Raw genomic sequence first — 24,390 nt, forward strand, 5'->3', positions numbered from 1 at the left:
AACAAATAAACCATGCTAGCCTAGAAAAAACTAGAGATATATCGTAGTTATATACGCCTCCTAATGGAGCCCCGCTAGGAGCCCCGCCCGGAACCGTATCGATGAGGGATCGTTTGGAGGACCATCTCAACGCTGACTTCGGGCAGGTGGGCTACCGCTGATCCAGCGCAGTGGTGCCGGATACCGAGAACGACGGAGACCTCAGCCGGTCAGGGCCTTGTGGATCCGCTGCAGGGACACGGGCTCGGCGGCCTTGAGCTCCTGGGCGAAGAGGCTGATCCGCAGCTCCTCGATCAGCCAGCGCCCGCGCACCAGATTGGCGGCCGCGTTCGCCTGCAAGGGGATCCTGCCGCCGGCATCCTCGAACCGTCCGGTGGCTGCCTGGCTCTCGTTCATCCAGACCCGGTCGCGGCTGGGATTGTCGCCGAGCTTCACGATGCGGGCGGTGATGCCGGCCAAGTAGCGTGGCAGGTGCCGCAGCTGCACGAGGCCGGTGGCGCTCACGAAACCGGGGTAGACGAGCCCGGCCAGCTGCGCGCGGGCATCCGTCAGGGCCGGCAGCAGGGCCATGCTGGTGGAGGCTTTGAGCGCCTTGTCGGCGACGCGCGCGGCGGCGAGGATGCGGGCGACGAGGCCCACCGTGTCGAACATGGAGTCCATCACCACGCCGGACACCCGGTCGCGGATGGTGTCGAACTCGGCGCGCATGAACACCTGACCGCCCGGCTTCACCCGGAACAGCACGTCGTCGACGCTCGCCGCGAGGCAGTCGTCAAACAGCGCCTGGGTGCTGCGGTACGGGCTGGTGGCCAGGCTGAGCTTCTCGGCCCCCGTGAGGTGCTGCTGCACGTAGGCCACCGGGGAGGGCGTGGCGAGTAGCAGCAGTCGGCGCACCCCGCCGGGCAGGGTGCGGGCCTGTTCGGCCTCCGTGCTCATCATGCGGATCGCCACCGAGGTGCCCTCGTCGACGAGGGTCGGGTAACCGCGGATGGTGTTGTCGCCCTGTTTGGTGTCGAGGAACCTGGGCAGCTCGGGGAAGTCCCAGGTGGTGAGGCCGGAGCGCTCGATCGCGTTGGTGGGGGTGGCAGCGGATGCCGCGGCCACGCTCTCGCGGGCTTGGGTGCCGAGCCGGCGCTGCAGCTCGAGGAGGTCCTTTCCGGAGGCGATCGGGCGACCGCGTTCATCGACCACGCGGAACGTCATGCGGAGGTGGGCCGGAACCCGGACCAGCTCGAAGTCGTTCGCCTTCACGGACACGTAGGTGAGCTTCTGGATCAGGGCGGCGAGCGTCTCGGTGAAGGGGACATCGTCGCGGTCGAACATGGACCCGCGGGTGGCTTCGCCCAGGCCCGACACCCCGACCGAGACCTCGCCCGGCGCCGGCGGCAACTCGTTCAGCAGTCGCTTGGCCCAGTCCCCCGCCGGCACCACGTTGCGACGGATGCTCTTCGGCAGCGACTTGATCAGTGCGGTCACCAGGTCGGCGCGCAGGCCCGGTACCTGCCAGTCGAAGCCGGTGGGAGAGAGCCTCGCGAGCAGGGCCAGCGGGATCTGCACGGTCACGCCGTCGTCGTCCGCGCCGGGCTCGAACCGGTAGCCGAGCGCGAACTTCTGGTCGCCCTGGCGCCAGATCGGCGGGAACACGGCCTCGTCGATCTCCGGCGCGTCCTCGGGCACCAGTGCCTCGGCGGTCATCGTGAGCAGATCGGGCGTTTGGGTGCGCGCCTGGCGCCACCAGGTTTCGAACGTGCGCGACGAGCATACGTCGGCCGGGATGCGTTTCTGGTAGAACTCGAACACGGCCTCGTCGTCGAACAGGATGTCGCGGCGCCGCGTGCGCTCCTCGAGTTCGGCGAGTTCCTTGCGCAGGCTCGTGTTCGCCCGGTCGAAGGCCGTGACGCGCTGGTCGATTCGGTCAAGGTCCCATTCGCCCTCGACGAGCGCGTGCCGGATGAAGAGGTCGCGAGCGTACGCCGGGTCGACCCGGGAAAACTGGATCCGGCGGCGCGGCACGATCGGCACCCCGTACAGGGTGACCCGCTCGTAGGCGACGACCGCGCCCTGCTTCTTCTCCCAGTGCGGCTCGGAGTAGCTGCGCTTGCAGAGGTCGCCGGCGAGCGGCTCGGCCCACGCGGGGTCGACGACCGCGTTCATCCGGGCGAACAGGCGGCTGGTCTCGACCAGTTCCGCGCTCATCACGGCGTTCGGTTGCTTCTTCGCCAGCGCCGAGCCCGGGAAGATCACGAAACGCTGCTGGCGCGCGCCGATGTAGTCCTTCTTGGCGGTGTCCTTGAGACCGATGTGGGAAAGCAGACCGGCGAGGAGCGAACGGTGGATCCCATCGGGATTCACGCTGGGGTCCCCGATGTGCAGACCGAGCGGCTTGGCCATCTGGCGCAACTGCTTGTACACGTCCTGCCATTCGCGCACGCGCAGATAGTTGAGGAACTCGTTCTTGCAGAGGCGTCGGAAGGCGCTGGAACCGAGCTCCTTCTGCTGCGTTTCGAGGTAGTTCCAGAGGTTCAGCAGGCTCAGGAAGTCGCTCGTCGGGTCGGTGAACCGGGCGTGCTGCTGGTCGGCCTGCGCGCGGCGCTCGAGGGGCCGTTCGCGCGGGTCCTGGATGGTGAGCCCGGAGACGATCACCATCACCTCGCGGCTCACCGCCTGCGTCTTCGACTCGATCACCATTCGTCCGAACCGAGGATCGATGGGCAGCTTTGCGAGCTGTTGGCCGATGCGGGTCAGTGTGGAGATGCCGGGCTTGGAGATACCGGGCTTGGAGATGCCGGATTTGTGGCCGGCGGTGACAGCAGCCACCGCGCCGAGCTCGGCGAGCAGGTCGAGGCCGTCCTTGATGCCGCGCGAGTCGGGCGGGGTGAGGAACGGGAACGCGGCGATGTCGCCGAGGCCCAGCGAGATCATCTGCAGGATGACCGCGGCCAGGTTCGTGCGCAGTACCTCCGGCTCGGTGTACTCGGGCCGGCGGGTGAAGTCCTCCTCCGAATAGAGGCGAATGGCGATACCGTCGCTGGTGCGGCCGCTTCGGCCCGAGCGCTGGTTCGCGGAGGCCTGCGAGATGGCCTCGATCGGCAGCCGCTGCACCTTCGAGCGCACGCTGTACCGGCTGATCCGGGCGGTCCCGGCGTCGATGACGTAGCGGATGCCCGGCACGGTCAGGCTGGTCTCGGCCACGTTTGTCGCCAGCACGATGCGGCGTCGCACGCCGGCGACCTTCGACGGCTGGAACACCTTGTGCTGGTCGGCGGAGGAGAGCCGCCCGTACAGCGGCAGGATCTCGGTGGGGCTGGTGCGCCCCGAGGAGGCGTACTTGCCCTGCAGGGCGTCCGCGGCGTCCCGAATCTCGGTCTCACCGCTGAGGAAGACCAGAACGTCGCCGCTGGACTCCCGTTCGAGTTCATCGAGCGCGGCGGAGATTCCCTCGATGTAGTCCCTGTCCACCGTGGGCGCGGCATCCGTCGTGTCGTCGTCGTCCCCGTCCATCGCCTCGGCGACCAACGGCCGGTAGCGGATCTCCACCGGGTAGGTTCGCCCGGAGACCTCGATGATCGGGGCCGGCGTGCCGTCGGGCGTGGCGAAATGCTCGGCGAAGCTCTGCGGGTCGATCGTCGCGGACGTGATGATGAGCTTGAGGTCGGGGCGCTGCGGCAGCAGCTGCCGCAGGTAGCCGAGCAGGAAGTCAATGTTGAGGCTGCGCTCGTGCGCCTCGTCGATGATGATCGTGTCGTACTTTCGCAGCAGACGGTCGCGATGCATCTCGTTGAGCAGGATGCCGTCGGTCATCAGCTTGATGCGGGTGTCCGGGCCGACTTGGTCGGTGAACCGCACCTGGTAGCCGACCGTCTGGCCGACCTCCTGTCCGAGCTCCTCGGCGATGCGTTCAGCGATCGTGCGCGCGGCGAGACGGCGGGGCTGCGTGTGGCCGATGTTCTCCCGGCCCAGCTCGAGGCAGATCTTCGGCAGCTGGGTGGTCTTGCCGGAACCCGTCGCGCCGGCGACGATGACCACCTGGTTGTCACGGATGGCGCGCGCGATGTCCTCCCGGCGCTGGCTGACCGGAAGCTCGGGCGGGAAGGTGACTTCGACGGGGATCATGAGCCTTCCATCGTATGACCTCGCGGTGAACGACGGATGCTGCCCGGGTTCGCCTGGTGATCGGCCCGACGGCTGTGGTTGTATCGGCGCGTTTTTAACCGCATGATGTTAGCATCAAAGAATGATCAACGACGAAGGGACGGGGGACCGGCACGCCGCCCTTGCCTCCGACGCGCGCCGCCAGGTGCTCGACCTCCTGATGGGATCGGCCACCCCGCTCGACGCCGCCGCGGTCGCGGCGCGCATCGGGCTGCACGTGACGACCGCCCGATTCCATCTCGATCAGCTCGAGAACGCCGACCTGATCCGGCGCGCCGTCGGGCGCGCGGGAACGCGTGGCCGCCCGCGAATCCTCTTCACCGCTGGACCCGCCGCCCGGGAAGGCGGTGCCCAGCACGATCTGAGCCGGGTGCTGGCCACCGCGCTCGCCGAGGACGCCGACAGCGGGCGGGCCCGGGCGATCCGCGCCGGTGAGACCTGGGCCGAGAGCTACGCCGACGAGCTGCGGGGGAGCGCCGCAGAGGGCATCGCGCCGCTGCTGAGTATCCTCGACCGGCTCGGCTTCGATCCGGAGCTGGTTTCGGCGGTGGAGCCGGTTCCGGTTGCGGAAGCCGAGTCCGCGGCGGACGCCGGTGCCTCCGACGGTGCCTCCGACGGTGCCTCCGACGGTGTCGCCGACGTTTCCGCCCCGCTGATCACCCTGCTGGCCTGCCCGTTTCGCGCCGATGCGCGGGACGCCCCCGACGTCATCTGCTCGGTGCACCTGGGCCTCGTGCGCGGGGTCGCCCGCGAGCTCGGCCACGACCCGGACCAGGTCGGGCTGCGCCCGTTCGTGGGTCCCGAGCTGTGCCATTTGCACCTCGGAAGAGAGTGGGCCGAGCCGAGTCCGCCGGCCGAGTGAGCTCGCAGCCCGACGACGTGAACTGACGCGCTCCGCCTCGCGCCGTCTCGCTTTGCCCTGCCGCCACTGGGAATAACGGCCCGGGAGGAGGGTTAAGTTGGGGAGGGCGGGAACCGCCCGGCGAGGAAGATGACGGATGAACCCGATCGAGTGGCTTTTCGACGCACAGCTGCAGATCGGAACCCAGACCATTCTCTGGCGCGAGATCATCGGCAACGCCTTCGGCATCCTGAGCGCCGTCGGCGGGATGCGCCGTAAGGTGTGGGCCTGGCCGATCGGAATCGCGGGCAACGTGCTGCTGTTCACGGTGTTCCTCGGCGCCGTGTTCGGCACGCCCAACCCGATCAATCTGCTCGGCCAGGCCGGGCGGCAGATCATGTTCATCGTCGTGTCGATCTTCGGCTGGGTCCAGTGGTCCACCCATCGTCGGGGGAGCGCGCAGGCTGCCGTGGCCCCGCACTGGGCCGGTGCTCGCGCGCGCATCCTGCTCGGACTCGGGCTCGTCGCGGGCACCCTGGTGCTCACGCCGGTCTTCCGTGCGCTCGGCTCGTTCGAGCCCGTCTGGGCCGATGCCTGGATCTTCACCGGCTCGTTGCTGGCCACGTACGGCATGGCGAAGGGCTGGACCGAGTTCTGGCTGATCTGGGTGGTGGTCGACATCGTCGGGGTGCCGTTGCTGCTCAGCGCCGGCTACTACGCCTCGGCCATCCTCTACATCTTCTACGGCGCGTTCACCCTCGCCGGCTTCTTCGTCTGGATGCGCGTGCAGCGCCGCGCCCGCAGAACCCTCGCCGTCGACCTGGCGGCCGCCCGGCTCTGACCTGCCCTGACCTGCTCCGCTCAGGTTCGTTGAAGAAAGATGCAGGGAGCGTCCGGCCGGGGACAGCGGCACAATGGAGGCATGTCCAACCACCTCGTCGACGCAATCAGCCCCTATCTGCGCTCGCACGCCGACAATCCCGTTGCCTGGTACGGCTGGGGTTCGGAGGCCTTCGTGGAGGCTCGGCTGCGCGATCTGCCCGTGCTCGTCTCGATCGGCTACTCGACCTGCCACTGGTGCCACGTCATGGCCCGGGAGAGCTTTAGCGACCCGGAACTCGCCGATTACCTGAACGGGCACTTCGTGAGCATCAAGGTCGACCGGGAGGAGCATCCCGAGGTCGACGCCAGCTACCTCGCCGCGGCCAGCGCCTTCGTGGGCGGGCTCGGCTGGCCGCTCAACGTGTTCGTAACCCCCGACGGGCAGGCCTTCTACGCCGGCACCTACTTTCCGCCGCTGCCGTTGCCGGGGCATCCGTCGTTCCGGCAGGTGCTCGAAGCGGTGACGGATGCCTGGACGAACCGCCGCGCCGAGGTCACCGCAAGCGCGTCCCTCGTCGCCGAGGCGCTCGCGGCCGCCGCCGTGCAGCGGGGTGACGGCGGAGCGCTACCGAGCTCCGCCGCGCTCGACCGGGTCCAGGTCGAACTCGTGGGCCTGGAAGACCCCCGCTTCGGCGGATTCGGTGGCGCGCCCAAGTTTCCCGTAGCGCCGGTGCTGGGGTTTCTGCTCGGCCGGCCGGGCGCCGTGGGCCAGGCTCCGGAAGCGCAGGCCCTCGCCCTGCGCACCCTGAAGCGCATGGGTGCCTCGCCCCTGCGCGACCCGGTGGAGGGCGGTTTCTTCCGCTACGCCGTGAACCGGGACTGGAGCGACCCGCACTACGAGCGGATGCTCTACGACAACGCGCAGCTGCTCGACCTCTACACCCAGGCCTGGCAGCTCACCGGCGAGAAATGGGCGCAGACGGTCGCCGAGGGTGTCGCCGGGTTCCTCACGACCGTGCTGCGCCTGCCCGGCGGCGGGTTCGCCAGCGCGCAGGACTCCGAGAGCACCGTTGCCGGTCGCCGCGTCGAAGGCGTCTACTACACCCTGGACGAGGACGCCCGGCTGCAGGAGGAGCCTCCCGCGCTCGATGAAAAGGTGCTCACCGGCTGGAACGGCCTTGCCATCAGAGCCCTGGCCCGCGCCGGGTTCGCCCTCGCTGATCCTGACCTCACGACGGCGGCCGCGAGGGCCGCCGACTACCTGCTCACGCGTCACCTGCGCCGGGACGGAAGCCTCGTGCGGGCCTCCATCGCGGGGCGCACGTCTGCCGCTCAGGCCACCCTGGAGGACTTCGGGATGTGTGCACAGGGTCTCCTCGAGCTTGCTCTGGCCACGGGCGAGGTGCGCTATGCCGCGGCCGCGCGCCGGCTCATCGACGGCACGCTGGGGGGAACGGATGCCAAAACGGTACCGCCCGCCGCCGACATCCCTGGCACCGACATCCCTGGCACCGGCACTCCCGGCACCAGTGCTCCCACCGACGCCGCCACCGCCGGCACTGTCACTCCCGGCACTAACGCCGGCGGGATGCCGTTTCGCGCTCCCGACGGGCCCGACCCGGTGCTTGCCGCGCAGGGACTCGCCCTGGACGTCGACCCGTCGGAGGGGGCCTATCCGTCCGGGATCACGGCGACCGCAGAGGCGGCGAACCTGCTCTACCTGCTGACCGGCGACGACCGCTACCGCGCGGCCGCCGTTGCCGCGATGGCGGCCCTGGCCGAGCGCGCGCTCGAACGCCCGCTCGCCTTCGGGGCGGCCCTGCGACTGTCCGGCATTCTGACCGGCCCCGTGGAACAACTCGTGGTGGTCGGGGCGGACGTGGTCGGGCCGGGGGCAGGGCCGGACGCGGCCGCCCCCGAGCAACCCGCCGCACTGCTCGACGCGGTGCGCCGACGCGGGAGCGGGCTCGTCGCATCCGTCACCGAGGTCCAGGCGCAGGCCTTCGCCGACGCCGGCTTCGAACTGTTCCGCGACCGGGTCGCACACCAGGGTCTGCCGACGGCCTACCTCTGCCGTGACTTCGTCTGCCGCCTGCCCATCACCGATCCGGCCGACCTGCCGATGGCCTGACCGGACGGAGACTGGTCGGCCGGTGGCCGCGCCGGGAACAGAATGGACAGATGGGTATACAGATCAAGCGGGTCTACGACGAACTTTCCGCGACCGACGGGACCCGGGTTCTGGTCGACCGGCTGTGGCCGCGCGGCGTCTCGAAGAAGGGAGCCCGGCTCGACGCCTGGCTCAAGCAGATCGCGCCCAGCCCGGACCTGCGCCGGTGGTGGAACCACGACCGGGCCCGGCTGGACGAGTTCGCGGTGCGCTACCGGGCCGAACTCGACACCGCGCCCGAGACGACGGCGGCCGTGCAGGAACTCCGCACGCTCATCGCCCGCGACGAGGAGACGCGAACGACAACCACGCTGCTCTACGGTGCTCGGGACCCGATGGTGAACCACGCCCGGATCCTGGCCGACTATCTGATCGACAAGGCCTGACCCGGCACCTGAGCGGAAATCGCGCCGGCCGTCCGGCCTCCGCAGCGACCTCAAGCCGGTGACTTCAAGCCGGTATCCTCAAGCCGGTGACCTCATACCAGCCGACCTCACCGGTCGGCGCGGACGACCGGACGGACTCCGGCGATGGTCCCCGAAATCACCATCGGGGCCGGACTCCTGGCGACCGCGTCCAGCATGGTCGTCGGCGCGATCGGGTACTCCCGCCTGGCGTTCGGTACCTCCTGGCTGACAGCCGTCGGCCACGACGAGGAGAGCCTGCGCACAAGCTCGACCGCGATCACCGGGCGGTCCCGTCACCGCGGCGAGCGGGGGACGCAGAAGACGTAGAATAGGAGCGGCGCCACCGCGTTCCGCCGGCTGCTTCGCTCCGGTCTCTGAACCGGTCGTTGCTGTCCGGCATCAACGGACGCACTCTCCCCGGCACTGCGTGTGGTTGCCTCGTGAATGAGCGTTCCCAATTCTTCTCGAGGAGGACCATGGCCACGTTCGATCGCCCGGAAACCGAGCGTCGCTCCTCGAACGAACCGGCAGACAACCTGCCCGTGCTGACGCTGAGTCAGGAACCCGAGCTCGTGCTGCTCTCACCCGACCCGCGCACCCGCCGTTTCGACCGTGATGACGTGGTCGTGCGCAAGGGCGAGATCAACCTGATCAACGGTCACTTCACCCCCCACGAGTCGATGGTCAAGGACCTCCTCGCGGTCCGCGACGCGCTCGAACGGGCCGGCATCGACTTCCTGCTCGTGCGCGGCGACGGGGACCGCCCGGTGATCGCGGTCGACCGCAAACGCCGCAAGAACCTCACCCGCATCCTTGCGGAGGCTTTCGCGAACGAACCCTTCTACGCCAAGCCCCTCGACGGGAATCTGACCCCGGCCCTGCTCCTGGCGGACGGCGCCCTGACGACGCTGCGTGAGTCATCCGTCTTCCGGGTCTACCGACCGCGCATCGAGCCGATCGGCCGCCTGCGCTACGGCGCCGAGACGGCCTTCCAGTTCGAGCTCTGGCACTTCGGCGACGATGAGATCGTCGCGCCCGTCGAGAACTCGCTGATGCGGGCACGTCTGCCGCGTGCGGAGGCCCGCGAGACCACGATCGACCTCTTCGGGCGCACCTGGCGCACCCTGCAACACATGTTCGACGACCTCGCCAGCGACGTCAGTTTCGACATCGACATGGTCTTCTCCTGGGTCGACGGCTCGTCCAGTGATTTCCAGCGTGAACGGGCCAAGCGCATGCAGGCCTATGTCGTCGGTGACGGCGACGATTCGGATGCCCGTTTCCGCCAGATCGACGAGCTCAAGTACGCCCTCCGCAGCGTCTACATGTTCGCGCCCTGGGTGCGCCGCATCTTCATCGCCACGGATTCGCCGGCCCCGGTGTGGCTGGCTGAGCACCCGCGCGTCACCATCATGCGCAGCGAGGATTTCTTCCCCGACCTGAGTGTTCTGCCCACGCACAACTCGCACGCCGTGGAGAGTCAGCTGCACCGCATCCCCGGACTGGCCGAGCATTTCCTCTATTCCAACGACGACATGTTTTTCGGCCGCCCGGTCGGACCGGAGCTGTTCTTCTCGCCGGGCGGCGTGACCAAGTTCATCGAGGCATCCACCCGGATCGGCCTCGGCGAGAACAACACCAGCCGCAGTGGGTTCGAGAACGGCGCCCGGGTCAACCGCGCCCTGCTGCGTGATCGCTTCGGCAAGGTCACCACGCGGCACCTCGAGCACACGGCGGCGCCGCTCCGCAGGACTGTGATGCAGGAACTCGAAGCGGAGTTCCCCGACGATTTCGCCCGCACCGCGGCCAGCCAGTTCCGCTCCGCGACCGATATCTCGGTCACGAACTCGCTGTACCACTACTACGCGCTGATGACGGGGCGGGCGGTCGAGCAGACCCAGGCGCGCTCGCTGTACATCGAAACCACGCTCAAGCTGGCGCTGCGTCAGATGAACGCCCTGCGCAAGCGCCGCGACCAGGACATGTTCTGCCTCAACGACGGCAGCAACCCGGAGATCTCCGACGAGGTTCGCCGCGCTGCCGTGACCGACTTCCTCGAACGTTATTTCCCGATCGTCGCCCCCTGGGAACGCGAGAACCAGCTCGTTCCCGGCCAGGCCGGGCACACGCCGCCGTCTAGTGCAGAACCGGGATCGGTGTGGTCATCGGGGGTTCGCGGAACGCTGGCAGAGTACCCGCGGGCATGATCCGGATGCCGTCGCCGGCGAGCCGGCGCGCGCTCTCCGTCGCGTCGATGTAGTCCAGCGCCGGGTAGTCGCCCAGCGGAACGACCGAGTGCAGCACCGTGTCCGCGAACACGTGCACGAGGTTGAAGGTGCGTGCCCCGTCGCGGCCGCGCGTGCCGCCGACCGGCACATTCAGATCCTGGGTGTAGCAGGTGGCTGACGCCACCGACACCGGAATGCCCGCGAACGTCGCGGTCGAGGAGTAGTGCAGGTGCCCGGCGAGGATGCTGCGCACATCCGAGCCGCGCAACACCTGTGCCAGACGGGCCTGGCCGCGCAACTCGACCGACACGGCCAGGTCGAGCACGCTCGGCACGGGCGGGTGGTGCATGGCCAGAATGGTGCCGTCCGGCGCTGGAACGCTCAGCTGACCGGCCAGCCAGCGCAGTTGGTCGTCGGTCACGGCGCCGTGGTGGTGGCCGGGAACGGAGGTGTCGAGCGTGATCAGGCGCAGGCCGCCGATGTAGTCGACATGGTCGATCGGCTCTGTGGTCGCCGGCTCGTTCAGCAGCGTGGTGCGGAATGCCGCCCGATCGTCGTGGTTGCCCATCACCCAGAAGACGCGGGCACCGAGCCGCGCCGCGGCCGGCTCGACGATCCGTTGAGCGGCCCGGTAGGCATCCGGTTCGCCCTTGTCGGCCAGGTCGCCCGTGATGATGATGGCGTCGGGTCGACCGGAGGAGGCTTCGACCTCCGCGAACAGCTGCGCGAGATGGGCGGTGCTGTCGACCTGATCGTACAGGCGACCGCCGTTCGCAAGCAGGTGGGTGTCGCTGAGGTGGAGCAGAAAATGATCCGGCCTGGGGTATTCGGCCGTTCGAATGTTCACGGAGCATCCATTCGTTGGGGCTAAGGACTCTTCGTTGAGTTCGCCGACTCTACTCTGATTATTTAAGCAGCATGGGCTGAACCTTAGGTGAATGGAACGCGAACACACTGACGAGCCCGGAGGTTTCGCTTCCGGGCCCGTCGTCACCGCTAGATCAGGACGTGGTCTTCTTCGTGCCCTCGTGCACCGGCAACGGCTGCTCGGCCGAGGTGGCTCACCTAGGGATGGGTCAGACCCGAGGTCGAATCGGGGAAGACCGACTTGTCGAAGCTGTCGTCCTCGTGGGGCCCGGTGTTCTCGTGGGCGGCCTCCGTGGCGCGACGCCGTTCCGCCTCGAAGTCTCCCTCCAGACCCGTGAAACCGCCGATCTGTGCTTCGCTCTTTCTGCGCGAATTTCGGGCGGCCCGTGCCTGCCCCAGCTTTTTCCCGACCATCTTTCAGAAGCTACGCCGATACCGAACGGAGTCAACCGCGCCGCCGCGTGCGAAGCTAGAGCGTGCGCACCTCTTCGTCGATCAGCCCCGTTCGCTACCTGGTGGGGGCGTTCGTTGCAATCATCCTGTTCGCCGGGCTCTACCTCTACTTCGTGCGCACCCTTTCCGGCCAGGCCATGGACCAGCTTGCCTTCGACGGCGCGGAGTTCGGACGCCGCAGCGTCACCCCGCTCGCGCAGGAGCTGCTGGATGCCGTTCCGCTGGTCTCCGTCATCGCGGGACTTCTGCTCACCGGGGTGGTGACCGTCGTTCGTCGCAACGTCAGGACCCTGATCGTGGCCGGCGGGGTAGCGTTGGCCGCCGTGCTGAGCACTCAGCTGCTGAAGATTATGCTCCTGACCCGGCCGGACCTCGGGGTGGAGGGCTACGACGGCAATTCGTTCCCCTCGGGACACACAACGGTGGCGGCGGCATCCGCGCTCGCCGTTTTCCTGGTCGCGAGTCCCCGCACGCGCGGCCTCGCCGCCCTCGGCGGTTCCGGCTTCGCCATCCTGGCCGGGGTCGCCACGCTGGCAAACGGTTGGCACCGGCCCAGCGATGTCATCGCGGCCCTGCTCGTCGTGGCGGTCTGGGGTTGCGTGGCCGGCCTGGTGCTGACCCGCGGCCCGCGGTCGATGGGCGCTGCGCCGCGCGGCGGGAAGAACGCCCGCCCGCCCAGAGTCGACCGCCTGCAGCGACGCATCCTGATCCCCTTCGCCGCGGTCGCGGTCGCCGCGTTCCTGGTCACGTACTTCCGCGCGTTCGGCGATACCCCGGGAACCCTCGTCGCGTACATCGGCGGCGTCACCGCGATCGTTGCCGCGGGGCTCGGGATCGGGCTCACGGGCATCCGTCTGTTCGCCCCGCTGCCCTGATCTGACGGCATTTACGGGGGTGTGCCGGGCCGTGCCCACGTGTAACACTGGGGCTATGTCCGTCACTCTTAGAGCGCTCCAGACCGTGGTCCCCCCGACAGTACTGATCCAGGATCAGGTGCGCGACGTCTTCGCCGCCCAGCCGGGACTCAGTCGCCTGGCTCAGCGCCTGGTGACCGCGTCGTTCAACCTGTCCGGGATCGACACCCGGCACACCGTCATCGACGAGCTCACCCTCGACGGGGCGTCGTCCGATCCCCAGTTCTTCGACGCCGCCACGCAGCAGCTGCTCAAGCCGAGCACCCGGGTGCGCAACGAGCTCTACATCGTGGAGGCGACGAAGCTGTTCGTCGAGGCCGGGCGGCGGGCCCTCGAGGCGTGCCCCGGCATCGAGGCCTCGGACATCACGCATGTGGTGACCGTGTCGTGCACCGGGTTCTACGCTCCGGGACCCGACTATATGCTCGTGCGCGAGCTGGGCCTGAACCCCGCGACCCAGCGCTACCACCTCGGCTTCATGGGCTGCTACGCGTCGATGCCCGCCCTACGCACGGCGAAGCAGTTCGTCGACGCCGATCCGAACGCCGTCGTGCTCGTCGTCAGCGCCGAGCTGTGTTCGCTGCACCTGCGCACCTCGGACGACCCGGACACGATCGTCGCCTCCTCGCTGTTCTCGGATGGAGCTGCGGCCGGGATCGTCAGCTCCCGCGCCCCCGCTGCGGGTGAGAAGGCCCTCAACCTCGACCTGTTCGAGACGGTGATCACGCCTATCGGCGAGGGGGACATGGCCTGGAAGATCGGCGACGAAGGGTTCGAGATGATCCTCAGCACCTACGTGCCGCACATCATCGACCAGCACATCGAGGGGGCGCTGGCGCCCCTCTTCGCGCGGGACGTCGCGCTCAGCGCAGTGTTGGCGCCGGCGCTGGTGCCTTCCAGGGTGCCGCCGCTCCTGCCTGCCGGAGTGTCGGAGGGTGTCTCGGCCGGGTCGGTCGCAACCCTGGTCGCCCCGGTTGACGTCGTCCCGGTCACCACACCGGCCACCGCGATAGCGCACTGGGCGATCCACCCGGGCGGGCGCAGCATCCTGGACAAGACCGAGGCGAAACTCGGGCTCAGCGAGGCGCAGCTCGTGCCCTCGCGGGAGACTCTCCGCAGCTTCGGCAACATGAGCAGCGCGACGATCCTGTTCGTGCTCAAGGCCATCCTCGACTCCCCGGCCACGGATGACGGCGAGCGGGTCTGCGCGATGGCGTTCGGCCCGGGGCTCACGGTCGAATCCGGGCTGATGACCGTCACCGCCGGGTAGCGGAAGTGGGCATCCCGTCGATGCATTTCGCTTCGGCGCGCCGATCGTCGCGGAGTCGACCCTTCCTGGGCGTCTCGTCGTTGCGCGTTCCGTCGCTGCGCCGGCGCGCGAGTGACGCCGTCGAGCTCATGGACGACCCCGACTGCGACCCCGACAAACTTGCCAGCACCTACGCGAACTTCCGGTTTGTGAACACCGTGGTGTCGGGGTGGCGCGGGATGTACCGGCGCGACATCCGGCCATTGCTGTCGAAAACCCGGGAGAACACCCTGCTCGACGTCGGCTGCGGCGGCGGCGACGTGGCGCGGGCGCTGGCCCGCTGGGCCGCCCGGGACGGCCTGCGCCTGCGCATCACGGCCGTTGACCCGGATGCCCGCGCGCACGCCTACGCGACGAGCCTGCCCCCTCTGCCCGGACTGACGTTTCGGCGGGCGCTCAGTTCCGATCTCGTCGCAGAAAGACGCCGGTTCGACGTCGTCGTCTCCAACCATGTGCTGCACCACCTCACCGGCGAACAGCTCGGCGGACTGCTCGCCGATTCGGAACGGCTCGCCGCGCACCGGGTGCTGCACGCCGACATCGAACGAAGCCGGTTCGCGTACCTCGGCTTCGGGCTCGGCACCTGGCCGCTCTTTCGCCGGTCGTTCATCCGCGACGACGGGCTCACCTCCATTCGCCGCAGTTTTACGGCGGCCGAGCTGTGCGAGGTGGTGCCGCCCGGGTGGCAGGTGACGCGGGAGCATCCGTCGCGCCTCGTGCTGCGCCGGGAGGTGCCGGCCGGACCGGCGTCTGCCGGGCTCGCGTCGGCCGTGTCGGCGTCTGGGTCGGTTCTTGCTGACACGGCGTCGGCGAGCGTGTCCTTTCCGGTCAGGAGGGACCGGCGCAACGGGCGCTCTCGATCGGGGGAACCGGAAGGCGCGCACGTGCACGAGCGGGGGCAGGCGAACGACAGCGAGGCACGGGTTCGGGATGTGATCGTGGTCGGCGGGGGACCGGTGGGCATCCTGCTCGCCGGACTGCTGGCGGTGCGCGGTGTCGACGTGGAGGTGATCGAGCAGCGCGGCAAGCCGTCGCTGCGATCCCGGGCCATCGGCATCCACCCGCCGTCGTTGCGGGCACTGGATCAACTGGGTGTGGCGGAGGAGGTGCTGGCCCGGGCGGTGCGCATCCGCGGCGGCGTGGTGCGCTCGGACGGGCGCACGCTGGGCCGGCTGGCGTTCACCGAAACCGTCGACCGGATGCAAAGCGTGATCTCTCTGCCGCAGTTCGAGACCGAGGCCGTACTGCGCGCGCGCTTCGCCGAACTCGCGCCCGGCCGGCTGCGCGGCGGCGTAACGGTGACCGGGGTGTCCGAGCGCGGTGATCGGGTCGCGGTCGAGACGGCTACGACAGTCGAGACGGCGAAGCCAGGCGGGACGGGTGGGACGGTCGAGGGGGTCGGGACGGTCGGGACGGGCGGCGAGATTCTCGAGGCTCGCTACGTGGTCGCCGCCGATGGCGCCCGCAGTCTCGTGCGCGACCTACTCGGCATCCGCTGCACCGCGCGCACCGGCGGCGAGACGTACCTGATGAGCGACTACCCCGACACGGGGGAGCATCCCGGGGAGGCCGTGCTCTTCTTCGAGCGGGGTGGTGTGGTCGAGTCGTTCCCGTTGCCGGGAGGCCGGCGCCGCTGGGTGGCCATGACCCCGACCCTGCAGACGGATGCGACGTCCGACGACCTGGCTGCGCTCATCCGTGCCCGCACCGGCACGCAGCTGCCTCCGACGACCGCGGCGGCCAGCGCCTTCTCGGTGCAGCAGCGCCTCGCCACGAGTCTTGTAGCGGGACGGGTCGTGCTCATCGGCGACGCGGCGCACCAGATCAGCCCGATCGGCGGGCAGGGCATGAACCTCGGCTGGCTCGACGCGTTGCAGCTGGCCCCGGCGCTGGAACGGGCGCTGCGGGATCCGGAGGCCGCTTCAGGCGTGCTCGGGGATTACGACCGCCGCCGCCGGCGCAGCGCTCGGATGGCCGCCCGGCAGGCCGACTTCAACATGGCGATGGGCGGACCCGTGCAGGGGCTTCGCCTGCGCGCGCGGAACGGCCTCGTGCGCGCCCTCGCGGCGCCGCCCGCCAGCGCCATGCTCGCCCGCGCCTTCACCATGCGCTGGCTGTAGCTCGCCGCCGCCGGGCGGCCCGGTCTCTGGTCAGCCGCACCGAGAGATACCGGCTAGGGGGATGTTGGTGTGGAGTCCCGCCACAGTCTTGTTTGGGCGTCCCATGAACCGGAGATGATCTCGCCGTTCAGGAGCGGGTTCAGGCATGCTGCAGTGAATTCGAGTGCGGCGTCGAAGTCGTGACAGGCCTGGGGGATTGCTGAGAATTGTCGCATTTCTGCTTTATAACCGGTGGTCCAGGACGGGGATGGCAGGTGCATGGCGCGGGGCAAATCGATTCCTCGGGCTGCGGGGACACCGGCAACCACATACAGGCCATGCTGCAGCCGCACCAGGGGCGCCGTGCTCCGAGAACCTGGCCAGCTGAGCGGCAGTAGCACCAAGACGACGGGCCTGCGGTGTGGTCACCAAACGTCACTGTGAGGAGGTAAGATCCTGCGCGGTACGAAGCACGTCACGAGATTTCATGCTTCATCAATCGCATGTAAACGTTAATATTGAAGTACTCAGGTCGAGATGGTGGTGATCAGGGGGGCGCCCGATGAACACGCCTCGTTGGAGTGCACCCCAGCTGGACGTCAGGTCGGAGTCTAGAACTGACGTCAGATATCGTCGGTTTCTTCATTCCTTGACACTCGCTGGCATGGCTCTTGGAGGTGCCCTGACACCGACAGGGGTGGACGAGGGCGGGACAGGCCCGGGTGACGGGATCGAGCTCAGATGAGCACACTGTGTCGCCGACTAGAGGATCGGGTGGTTCTCCGCGGGCGAGGTGTCTCCGACTATGACGGTGGTGTCCTGGTTCTTCCCCGCGCGCTTGGACCGGTACATCGCCTCATCGGCTTGTTCGAGTATCAGGTCGGGAGGGATGTGATCCGGGACTCCGCCGAGATACAGGATGGTGCCGATACTCCCGGTGACCCGTTTCTGGCTCGCGCGCCCGGTGAGCGGCTCGCGGAGGGCGGCATGGAGTCGTTCGACGACACGGTCCACCTCTTCGGGTTTCACGTCCTCGCAAAGGACCACGAACTCGTCCCCGCCGAGTCGGCCTACGAGGTCGCCGTGACGGACGACCGACGACAGTCTGGCGCCGATCTCGCTGAGCACGCTGTCACCGGTGGCATGTCCCAGTTCATCGTTGATGAGTTTGAAACCGTCGAGATCGATGAGGAGAAGTGCTATCGAACGGCGGTTGAGTCGTGAGAGGGTCACCGCGTCGCTGAGGCGTTGTTGAATGAGGCGACGGGAGGCAAGGCCCGTGAGCTGGTCGATGAGTGTTAGTCGTTCGAGTCGTTGGTGGAGATGGATGCGCGTCAGCACCTGGGCGGACTGACGTGCGAGTGCTTCGTACAGCCCGATGTCGTCCGCTTCGAAACTTCTTGAACGTGCGAAGGAACTGATCAGGACACCGAGCGGAGATGCTTCTTCCGACAACGGCACGGACACGAGTGTCTCCACCTGGGCGCTTCGCATCACTTCGGCGAGCCCTGATGACTTGGCCATGGGATCAGCGCGCGAAAGAATCATCGTGCCCTCGGTGCGGGCCAGTACCGTGGCTGGCCCGTCGCCGGACAGATCGAGCAGTCCCAGCGCCGGATTTCCCGATGTCAGGTCCAGCTTCCCCTCAGCGCTCAGGAGGTACATCGAGACGTTAGACGCAGCGAATGCCTCACGGATGATCTTCGTCAGCTGATACGCCAGCGCGGTGTCGGTAGTGGCTCCGGTCAACACTCTCGATGCGTTCTGCAGCACCCTGATCCGAGTTTCCGACGCCTCCGCCTTGCGTTGGGAGGCGAGGAGCTCTCGCTCGTATTCCTGGCGTTCGCTGGCATCGAAGACGGCCGTCCGGATGGTGACGGGTTCCCCATTTTCATCGGTGGTCACAGTGCTGTTGACCATCATTGGCAGCGCGGTGCCGTTCGCGTGCCGGAACGACACCGCCACCTCTTTCACTTCACCTCGCAGGTGGAGCACCGGGAGATATCGAGTCTCGAACATCAACTGGCTGCCGGGTCGGAGGAACGAGACGAACGGCTGGCCGACGAGCTCTTCGCGCTGATACCCCGTCCACTTCAGCAGAGTCTTGTTGACTCGGATGATAATGCCGTCGATCGTTGTGGAGAGGTGCCCGCACGGCGCGTGCTCGTAGAGGTCCTCGAATATGCCCTCGACCCCACGTTCGCCACCGTCAGTCATTTCAGGTAGGCAAGGATGGCATCCGCTAGAGCGTCGGGTGCCGACAGGTTAGGGATGTGGCCGGTGGCAGCGAGAGTGACCAGGGTGCTCCCTGCTATCTGTTGATGAACGTAGCGCCCCACGGCGGCGGGAGCGACGATGTCGGCGGAGCATTCCAGGATCAAAGTCGGCGTGGAGACCAGGGGAAGGTCCTCCCGATTGTCGGAAAGGAACGTGACACGAGCGAAATGGCGGGCGATCGTCGGGTCGGTACTGCAGAAGTTCTCCGTCAGCTCATCCCCTAGCTCCGGTCGGTCCGGGTTGCCCATCATCAGTGGTGCCATGACCGACGACCAGCCGAAATAGTTCGAATCCAGATCATCCAACATTGAGTTGATGTCCTCGACCTCGAATCCTCCCTCGTAGCCCGGCGCATTGATGTATCGAGGGGATGGGGTGATCAGGACGAGAGCGCCGAAGCGGGACGGGTCACGGTTCGCGGCGAGCACACCAATCATCCCGCCGACAGAGTGACCGACGTACACCACGTCGGTCACGTCCAGCTCATCAAGGATCTCGAGCAGGTCGTCCGCGTACCCGAGCAACGAGTCGTATTTCCAGAGACTGTAGGCAGATGCATCGGAACTGCCTGCTCCAACGTGGTCGAACACGATGACCTTGTAGTCCGCGAGAAAGGCCGGGGTGACCAGTCGCCATGCGCTTTGGTCACACCCGAAGCCGTGTGCGAACACGATCGCACGTCCGTTCGGGTTACCACTCACCGTTACATTGTTGCGCCGCGAGATAGCCGAGAGCTCTTCAACGGCAACAGTCGCCTCCTCGGACGAGGGCGGCCCAGCTTCCATGAGCATGCGCGTGGCCTTTGCTGTTCGGTAGCCCGGCTGACAGCGTGTGTCCCCCGTGGCTTTGCGTCCCCGGCTCGCGCCGGGTTTGCCTGCATGATGAGCAAACGCCCATACGTCGGCTGACTCTATCAGGGGACCCAACCACACGGACCGCGTTCGCTGCTCCCAGTTCTCGTTGTTTTTGCCCTGCCCAATCCGCCGCAGACGCCCGGATTACGACCTCGGCCGGAATCGAGGGCAGCCCCTGCCCGACGACGGGGAGAGGTCCCTCAAACATGGCCGGCGGAGACGATCTCCCCGACGCTCAGTCAAAAACGCGCAGGTGATCGGCCCGCCATACATTCGCGCGGCGACTCTTCGAGCCGGCGATGAATGGCGTGTGTTTGTTGCACGAAAGTGTTCGAGTCCTGCTGATCAGCCCGGTAAAGACATCGTCCCCCCTGGTGCAGCACGGCGGTACCGTCCCCATCAGGCGGACCTGGTCTGGCCGTCGCCTCGCGCGGGCTACCCGCTGGGTCAGCAGTCGATTGGGCCCGCATGCGGCGCTGATCATAATCTTGGTGATCGGTGCCCTTATCGCGATCGTTTCTGGTGACCATCGCAGGAAAACAACTCATTGCCCGCGCCCGTCCTCCGCTGACTGACGCCGTGGGATCGTTCTGTTGCGACCCCAGGTTGCGTATCCGGCCGGCGCCGACTCCTGTCGCCAGGCGTTGAAGCCGTCATCGTCAACCGTCTGGCGCCCCGCTTCCAAAGCTGCGAAAGCGGCCTCGAAAAGCAGATCTCCGCGCCGCTTCCCAATGAGCGTGTGAGCATCGGACGGCTCATCGACGAGATATGCCGCCGGAGGAGTGATCAGCACCAACCTGGCAACACTGAGTGTGAACTGCGCCGCGCAGGCAAGGGCCAATCTTGTTCCCGCTGAGTGAGCCATCAGAACGACGCGATCAAGGCCGAGATGGACACGCAGGTGCTCGATGTCGTCGGTAAGAGATGGCCTGACTTGACCGGGAAGTTTCGAGGGACCCTGCTTTGACGAGTACACGCTGGGAGGCGATGTTCCTTACCCGGGGTTGCCCTTAGATTAACCTTCGGTACTGTGAATGGGATTGCAGAAACTATTTCATCCGTCGAATTCGCATTAGGAGGTCATCATGCCCAACGCCATCGAGACTGTCGACGTCAACGTTCCCGTTACCGTCGCGTACAACCAGTGGACAAAATTCGAGGAGTTTCCAAAGTTTCTCAGTTTTGTTGAATCCGTGACGCAGGTGACCGACACTCTCACCGAGTGGAAGGTTAAAGTCGGCGGCGTGGAGCGCGTGTTTGAGGCTCGGATAACTGAGCAGCACCCTGATGAGCGTGTTGCCTGGAACAGCACCGGCGGCCAGGTTGACCACGCGGGAGTTGTCACGTTCCATAAGTTGGCCGCGAACGAGACACGGGTGACGGTACAACTTGACTGGGAGGCGACAGGGCTGCTTGAGAAAGCTGGGGCCGCTCTCGGTATCGACAATCACGCCATTAAGAAAGACCTCACGAACTTTAAGGAGTTCATCGAGGCGAAGGGAACCGATGATGGTGGATGGCGCGGAGATGTGCAGGCCTGACGCTGCCTGAAGACCAACCCACGACTCGAGATAGTCCGGACCTCACACCAGAGTTCGACCGCTTGAGGTGACGCGACGCTCGCAGCGCTTGGCAGGCTGTCAGAGACATTGAGCCGAGTTTGACCGTGCAGGCCTACCCCGGCGCCGCCGCGTGAATCGGTATCGCTGGTCCCTTGTTCAGTTGTTCAAAACCGTATCTAGATTCGCCACGGGCCAAGCCTGAGTTTTCCAGGGCCGACGATTTCTTCAACATTCCAGGGACACTCCGGCTCCGTTTTCACCTGGTGGCGGTCGCGCGCTCAGTTGCCCCTAACGTGGCGACAGCTTGCGAAGGGCACTGGCTTTATGCGCAGCTTCGGCATCCGTCTTCTCAGATTTCACGACAAACGCAGGGTCATCTTTCGAGGCGTGGAACGCTTTGCCCGCGAAGTCGAAATCGCTCGTCTTCTTCTCGATTACCTCCCCCTGAGTTCGCCCCTGAGACGTTGCCCAACTCACCCGGTCGCCTGTGCTGAAGTCTGTCATTCTTGAAGCATACGGACGGCGACGGACCTGGGCTAGAGGGTTGGGCTGAGTGTCATGTTCCTGTCGGTTCTCGGGGAAGATCGTGCCCGCGCATTCGTTTTCCGTGCATGATTGTCACGCGCTCGATTACAAGGGTGGCGAACCGCTTGTGAAGATCTCTCCACCTCTCAGCGGGACGTGGCCGACTCAGCCGGGCACTGCCGCCCATAATACTCAATTCTTGCCATTTTCTTCTCGAACACCCCCCCTGATGGCCCAATCGCGATCCTGTCGGGGACGCCCGTCGTCGTAGGGGGACACGCACAACCCACACAACTCTGGCCGCTGCAGGTTCCGACTGGATGGAACAGGGCGACGCTTCACCCCGATCGAGGGCCTCCCTTCGCGCAAACATTCGGAAATCTGCGCGGGCGTGGCCGCCGCTCGCCGGAGTTTCCTAGGTTGGCCACAACGTGTGCGCGGATGCTGATGCTGCTGCCCGATTCGGGGTGCAGGTCGGTACGTGCACAACTCCGCCAATTCGGCGGAGCTGCGGTACGGATGCCCGGAACGCCTGGGAGGTTCCGGGCACGCACCAGAATTTGTAGGAGTTATGCACCGGGGCGACGGATGACCCAGGCCGGCCGGGTGGTGCGGGCCGGGCGGGGCTGGCCCGGTCGGGCAGGTCGTTGGGGCTAACTCAGGAGAAACGAGCGCACGGCGCGGCCTGCCCGCAGATTCATGCGGAACTTTGCGGAGCTGGAACCGCTGCTCGTGGAATCTCCTGAGTTAGCCACGGAATGGAAGGCTCAGCTGGGTCTGCGCAGAGCCGGGCCGCACAGGCCGGGCCGCGACGGGCCGCACCGGCCGGGCCGACCGGGCCGGGCCGCGGCTAGCCGACGCTGGCCGGTGGGGTCCGGAGGCCGCGCACTGCAACGTCGCCGACGATCGCGGGGATGATCGGGGTGGAGGTGACCTGGCCGGTGACCGGATCGGGTTCCAGGCCGAGCACGGTGCCGAGCACGGAGACCGCCGCCGCCGCCGACCAGGCCTGCGGGCGGCAGGCGGCCGGGTAGGGAACCGCGGCGGCAACCAGGGAGGACGCGTCGCCCGAGTGCAGTTCCGGCATGCGGTAGTCGAATGATTCGGCCGCCGCGAGCAGCCCCTCGATCAGGATGCCGGCCTCGGCGCCGAAACCGGCGCGCCCCAGACCGGCGATCGCGATCGCGGTGTCGTGGGTCCACACCGAGCCGCCGTGGTAGCTCAGCGGCCAGTAGCCGACGGAGTCCGTCGACATCGTGCGGAGACCGTAGCCGGAGTTCAACTCCGGGGACACGAGCCGGGCGGCCACGAGGGCGGACTCCTCCGCGGAGAGCAGCCCGGTTCCGAGCAGGTGGCCGATGTTGCTGGTCACGGTGTCGACCGGGCGCTTGAAGGCGTCGAGGGCGACGGCCGGGTAGCGGCCGGCGGGCGCGTCGATCCAGAACGAGTCCCGGAACCGGGTCTGGAGCGCGGCCGCCCGGGCGCGCCAGGCGTCGCCGCCGGCCCTGCCGAAGGCGTCGAGCAGTTCGGCGCCGCCGATATAGGCCTCGTAGGCGTAGGCCTGCACCTCGCAGAGGGCGATCGGTCCATCGGCGAGGCTGCCGTCGCGCCACTGGATCGAGTCGCCGGAGTCCTTCCAGCCCTGGTTCGCGAGGCCGTGGCCGGTGATGTCGACGTATTCGAGGAAGCCGTCGCCGTCGCTGTCGCCGAAGTCGCGCATCCAGCCGAGGGCCGCTTCGAGGGCAGGCAGCAGAGCCTCGACCTCTTCGGTGGCCAAACCCCAACGGTAGGCGTCGCGCAGCAGGCAGATCCAGAGCGGGGTGGCGTCGACGGTGCCGTAGTACAGCGGCGGAAGCGACAGGCTCTCGCCGGGCATCGAGTACACATCGGGGCGCAGTTCGTGCATGATCTTGCCGGGCTGTTCCGCGGTCTCGGTGTCGCTCTTGGTGCCCTGCAGCTGCGCGAGCAGGCGCAGCGTGGAGCCCGCGATCTCGGTGCCGAGCGGCAGCAGGAAGCGCGCCGCCCACAGGGAATCCCGGCCGAACAGGGTGAAGAACCAGGGGGCGCCGGCGGCCAGGAACGGCTCGGCCGGACTCGTCGTGGTGGCCATCCGCAGACCGGTCAGGTCGTCGAGCGCACGTGCCACCCAGCGTCCGAGGCGTGCATCGCCGGAGCGCACCGACACCCCGGACCACTCAGGCAGCCCCGATGCGGCCTGCACCACGGTGGCCGCGTGCGCGATCTCGACGGTCCACTCCACGGTGACGCTGCTTTTCGCGGGCACGGTGACCGACCAGGTGCCGGTGACCTCGGTGTCAGCCTCGGCGGTCGAGCCGGTCAGCACCCCGTCGACGCTCACCCCCACCAGCGCCGCCACGGTGTCGGTCGACAGACGGATGCCCCCGCTCGCCTCCGTCACAACGACATCCGGTGCCGCGGGCAGGTCCACGCCCCCGAAAGCGTCGCGCTCGGCGGCCCCCGCGAGGCCGGCCTTCACGGTCTGCATATCGGCGAAATCGGGCGTCAGGCGCACGGACACTGTCGTGTCGAGAGCCTGTTCGAGTCCCGAAATGATTTCGATCCGTTCGGTCAGGCGGCCCGCGGTGACCGTGCGGGTGACTTCGAGCCGCAGTCGGGGGTCGGCGGTGCGGTCGTCGAGGTGGCGGAGCAGCGACGTGAAGGTGACCTCTCCCGCGCCGCGCTGGGCGTGTCCGATCGCTTCGCCGGTTCGGCCGCCGATCAGCAGGGACCAGCCGGAGAGGATCCGGGTGTCCGCGTGGTACAAGCCGTGGATGGGTTTGTCAGTCTGCCCGTCGGACCGCGACCACGCCTGGGTCGGGGCCGCCAGAACGATGGCGGAGTCATGGAGCAGAGGCTGGACGGGGTGAGAGAACATGAGCGAGGTACGAC

18 protein-coding genes and 1 riboswitch are annotated in these 24,390 nt (G+C 67.4%); of the genes, 10 read left to right on the forward strand and 8 right to left on the reverse strand.

Annotated features, from left to right (window positions below):
* Nucleotides 1-201: 201 nt before the first annotated feature.
* Nucleotides 202-4,113 carry an ATP-dependent RNA helicase HrpA gene (gene hrpA, locus E3O62_RS07880; protein WP_134398063.1) on the reverse strand — a complete coding sequence of 1,304 codons (3,912 nt, stop codon included), beginning with the start codon at nt 4,111-4,113 and terminating at the stop codon, nt 202-204.
* A 121-nt stretch (nt 4,114-4,234) separates the two neighbouring features.
* Between hrpA and E3O62_RS07885 the strand changes: the two genes are divergently transcribed.
* The 6 genes from E3O62_RS07885 to E3O62_RS07910 all read left to right on the forward strand — a co-directional run bounded on the left by E3O62_RS07885 (nt 4,235) and on the right by E3O62_RS07910 (nt 10,599).
* Nucleotides 4,235-5,014: a metalloregulator ArsR/SmtB family transcription factor gene (locus E3O62_RS07885; RefSeq protein ID WP_134398064.1), complete on the forward strand. Its 780-nt coding sequence runs from the start codon at nt 4,235-4,237 to the stop codon at nt 5,012-5,014.
* Nucleotides 5,015-5,150: 136 nt separating this feature from the next.
* Nucleotides 5,151-5,834, forward strand: coding sequence for a nicotinamide riboside transporter PnuC (gene pnuC / locus E3O62_RS07890; protein ID WP_134394950.1), 684 nt, complete (start codon nt 5,151-5,153; stop codon nt 5,832-5,834).
* An 81-nt stretch (nt 5,835-5,915) separates the two neighbouring features.
* Nucleotides 5,916-7,946, forward strand: a complete 2,031-nt coding sequence (locus tag E3O62_RS07895) for a thioredoxin domain-containing protein (RefSeq protein ID WP_134398065.1) — start codon at nt 5,916-5,918, stop codon at nt 7,944-7,946.
* A 50-nt stretch (nt 7,947-7,996) separates the two neighbouring features.
* Nucleotides 7,997-8,371: a DUF488 domain-containing protein gene (locus E3O62_RS07900; protein WP_134398066.1), complete on the forward strand. Its 375-nt coding sequence runs from the start codon at nt 7,997-7,999 to the stop codon at nt 8,369-8,371.
* Between the two features lie 144 nt (nt 8,372-8,515).
* Entirely contained in the window at nt 8,516-8,719 is a 204-nt protein-coding gene (locus E3O62_RS07905; protein ID WP_134394947.1) for a hypothetical protein, read from the forward strand.
* A gap of 149 nt (nt 8,720-8,868) precedes the next feature.
* Nucleotides 8,869-10,599 carry a stealth family protein gene (locus E3O62_RS07910; protein ID WP_134398067.1) on the forward strand — a complete coding sequence of 577 codons (1,731 nt, stop codon included), beginning with the start codon at nt 8,869-8,871 and terminating at the stop codon, nt 10,597-10,599.
* On the opposite strand, the gene E3O62_RS07915 is transcribed toward E3O62_RS07910, so the two are convergent.
* Together E3O62_RS07915 and E3O62_RS07920 are read right to left on the reverse strand one after the other, a co-directional pair.
* On the reverse strand, nt 10,529-11,467 hold the full coding sequence (locus E3O62_RS07915; RefSeq protein ID WP_134394945.1) for a phosphodiesterase: 939 nt from the start codon (nt 11,465-11,467) through the stop codon (nt 10,529-10,531). The genes E3O62_RS07910 and E3O62_RS07915 overlap by 71 nt on opposite strands.
* Before the next feature lie 218 nt (nt 11,468-11,685).
* Nucleotides 11,686-11,901 carry a hypothetical protein gene (locus E3O62_RS07920; protein WP_134398068.1) on the reverse strand — a complete coding sequence of 72 codons (216 nt, stop codon included), beginning with the start codon at nt 11,899-11,901 and terminating at the stop codon, nt 11,686-11,688.
* A gap of 62 nt (nt 11,902-11,963) precedes the next feature.
* On the opposite strand from E3O62_RS07920, the gene E3O62_RS07925 reads away from it, so the two are divergent.
* Genes E3O62_RS07925 through E3O62_RS17540 form a run of 3 tightly spaced genes read left to right on the forward strand, consistent with a single transcriptional unit; the run spans nt 11,964 to nt 16,283 of the window.
* Nucleotides 11,964-12,815: a phosphatase PAP2 family protein gene (locus tag E3O62_RS07925; RefSeq protein ID WP_134398069.1), complete on the forward strand. Its 852-nt coding sequence runs from the start codon at nt 11,964-11,966 to the stop codon at nt 12,813-12,815.
* 55 nt (nt 12,816-12,870) lie between these two features.
* On the forward strand, nt 12,871-14,124 hold the full coding sequence (locus E3O62_RS07930; protein WP_241973373.1) for a type III polyketide synthase: 1,254 nt from the start codon (nt 12,871-12,873) through the stop codon (nt 14,122-14,124).
* 20 nt (nt 14,125-14,144) lie between these two features.
* Complete coding sequence (locus E3O62_RS17540) at nt 14,145-16,283, forward strand: FAD-dependent monooxygenase (protein ID WP_370448896.1); 2,139 nt, start codon at nt 14,145-14,147, stop codon at nt 16,281-16,283.
* 741 nt (nt 16,284-17,024) lie between these two features.
* Here E3O62_RS17540 and E3O62_RS07945 read toward each other — a convergent pair.
* From E3O62_RS07945 to E3O62_RS07955, 3 genes are all read right to left on the reverse strand, one after another.
* Nucleotides 17,025-18,479, reverse strand: a complete 1,455-nt coding sequence (locus E3O62_RS07945) for a diguanylate cyclase domain-containing protein (RefSeq protein WP_134398071.1) — start codon at nt 18,477-18,479, stop codon at nt 17,025-17,027.
* Nucleotides 18,476-19,330: an alpha/beta fold hydrolase gene (locus tag E3O62_RS07950; RefSeq protein WP_370448897.1), complete on the reverse strand. Its 855-nt coding sequence runs from the start codon at nt 19,328-19,330 to the stop codon at nt 18,476-18,478. Before E3O62_RS07950 ends, E3O62_RS07945 begins: the two co-directional genes overlap by 4 nt.
* A gap of 17 nt (nt 19,331-19,347) precedes the next feature.
* Nucleotides 19,348-19,424: riboswitch (cyclic di-GMP riboswitch) on the reverse strand.
* Nucleotides 19,425-19,937: 513 nt separating this feature from the next.
* Nucleotides 19,938-20,369, reverse strand: a complete 432-nt coding sequence (locus tag E3O62_RS07955) for an alpha/beta fold hydrolase (RefSeq protein WP_134398073.1) — start codon at nt 20,367-20,369, stop codon at nt 19,938-19,940.
* A 109-nt stretch (nt 20,370-20,478) separates the two neighbouring features.
* On the opposite strand from E3O62_RS07955, the gene E3O62_RS07960 reads away from it, so the two are divergent.
* A complete protein-coding gene (locus tag E3O62_RS07960) occupies nt 20,479-20,934 on the forward strand; it encodes an SRPBCC family protein (RefSeq protein ID WP_134394939.1) in 456 nt (151 codons plus the stop codon).
* Nucleotides 20,935-21,243: 309 nt separating this feature from the next.
* Here the strand turns inward: E3O62_RS07960 and E3O62_RS07965 are convergent, their stop codons facing one another.
* Nucleotides 21,244-21,459 carry a DUF2945 domain-containing protein gene (locus tag E3O62_RS07965; protein WP_134398074.1) on the reverse strand — a complete coding sequence of 72 codons (216 nt, stop codon included), beginning with the start codon at nt 21,457-21,459 and terminating at the stop codon, nt 21,244-21,246.
* Between the two features lie 871 nt (nt 21,460-22,330).
* Nucleotides 22,331-24,376, reverse strand: coding sequence for a glycogen debranching N-terminal domain-containing protein (locus E3O62_RS07970; protein WP_134398076.1), 2,046 nt, complete (start codon nt 24,374-24,376; stop codon nt 22,331-22,333).
* Nucleotides 24,377-24,390 lie beyond the last annotated feature (14 nt).

The organism is Cryobacterium sp. TMT2-15-1 (assembly GCF_004402345.1).
GTDB lineage: Bacteria > Actinomycetota > Actinomycetes > Actinomycetales > Microbacteriaceae > Cryobacterium > Cryobacterium sandaracinum.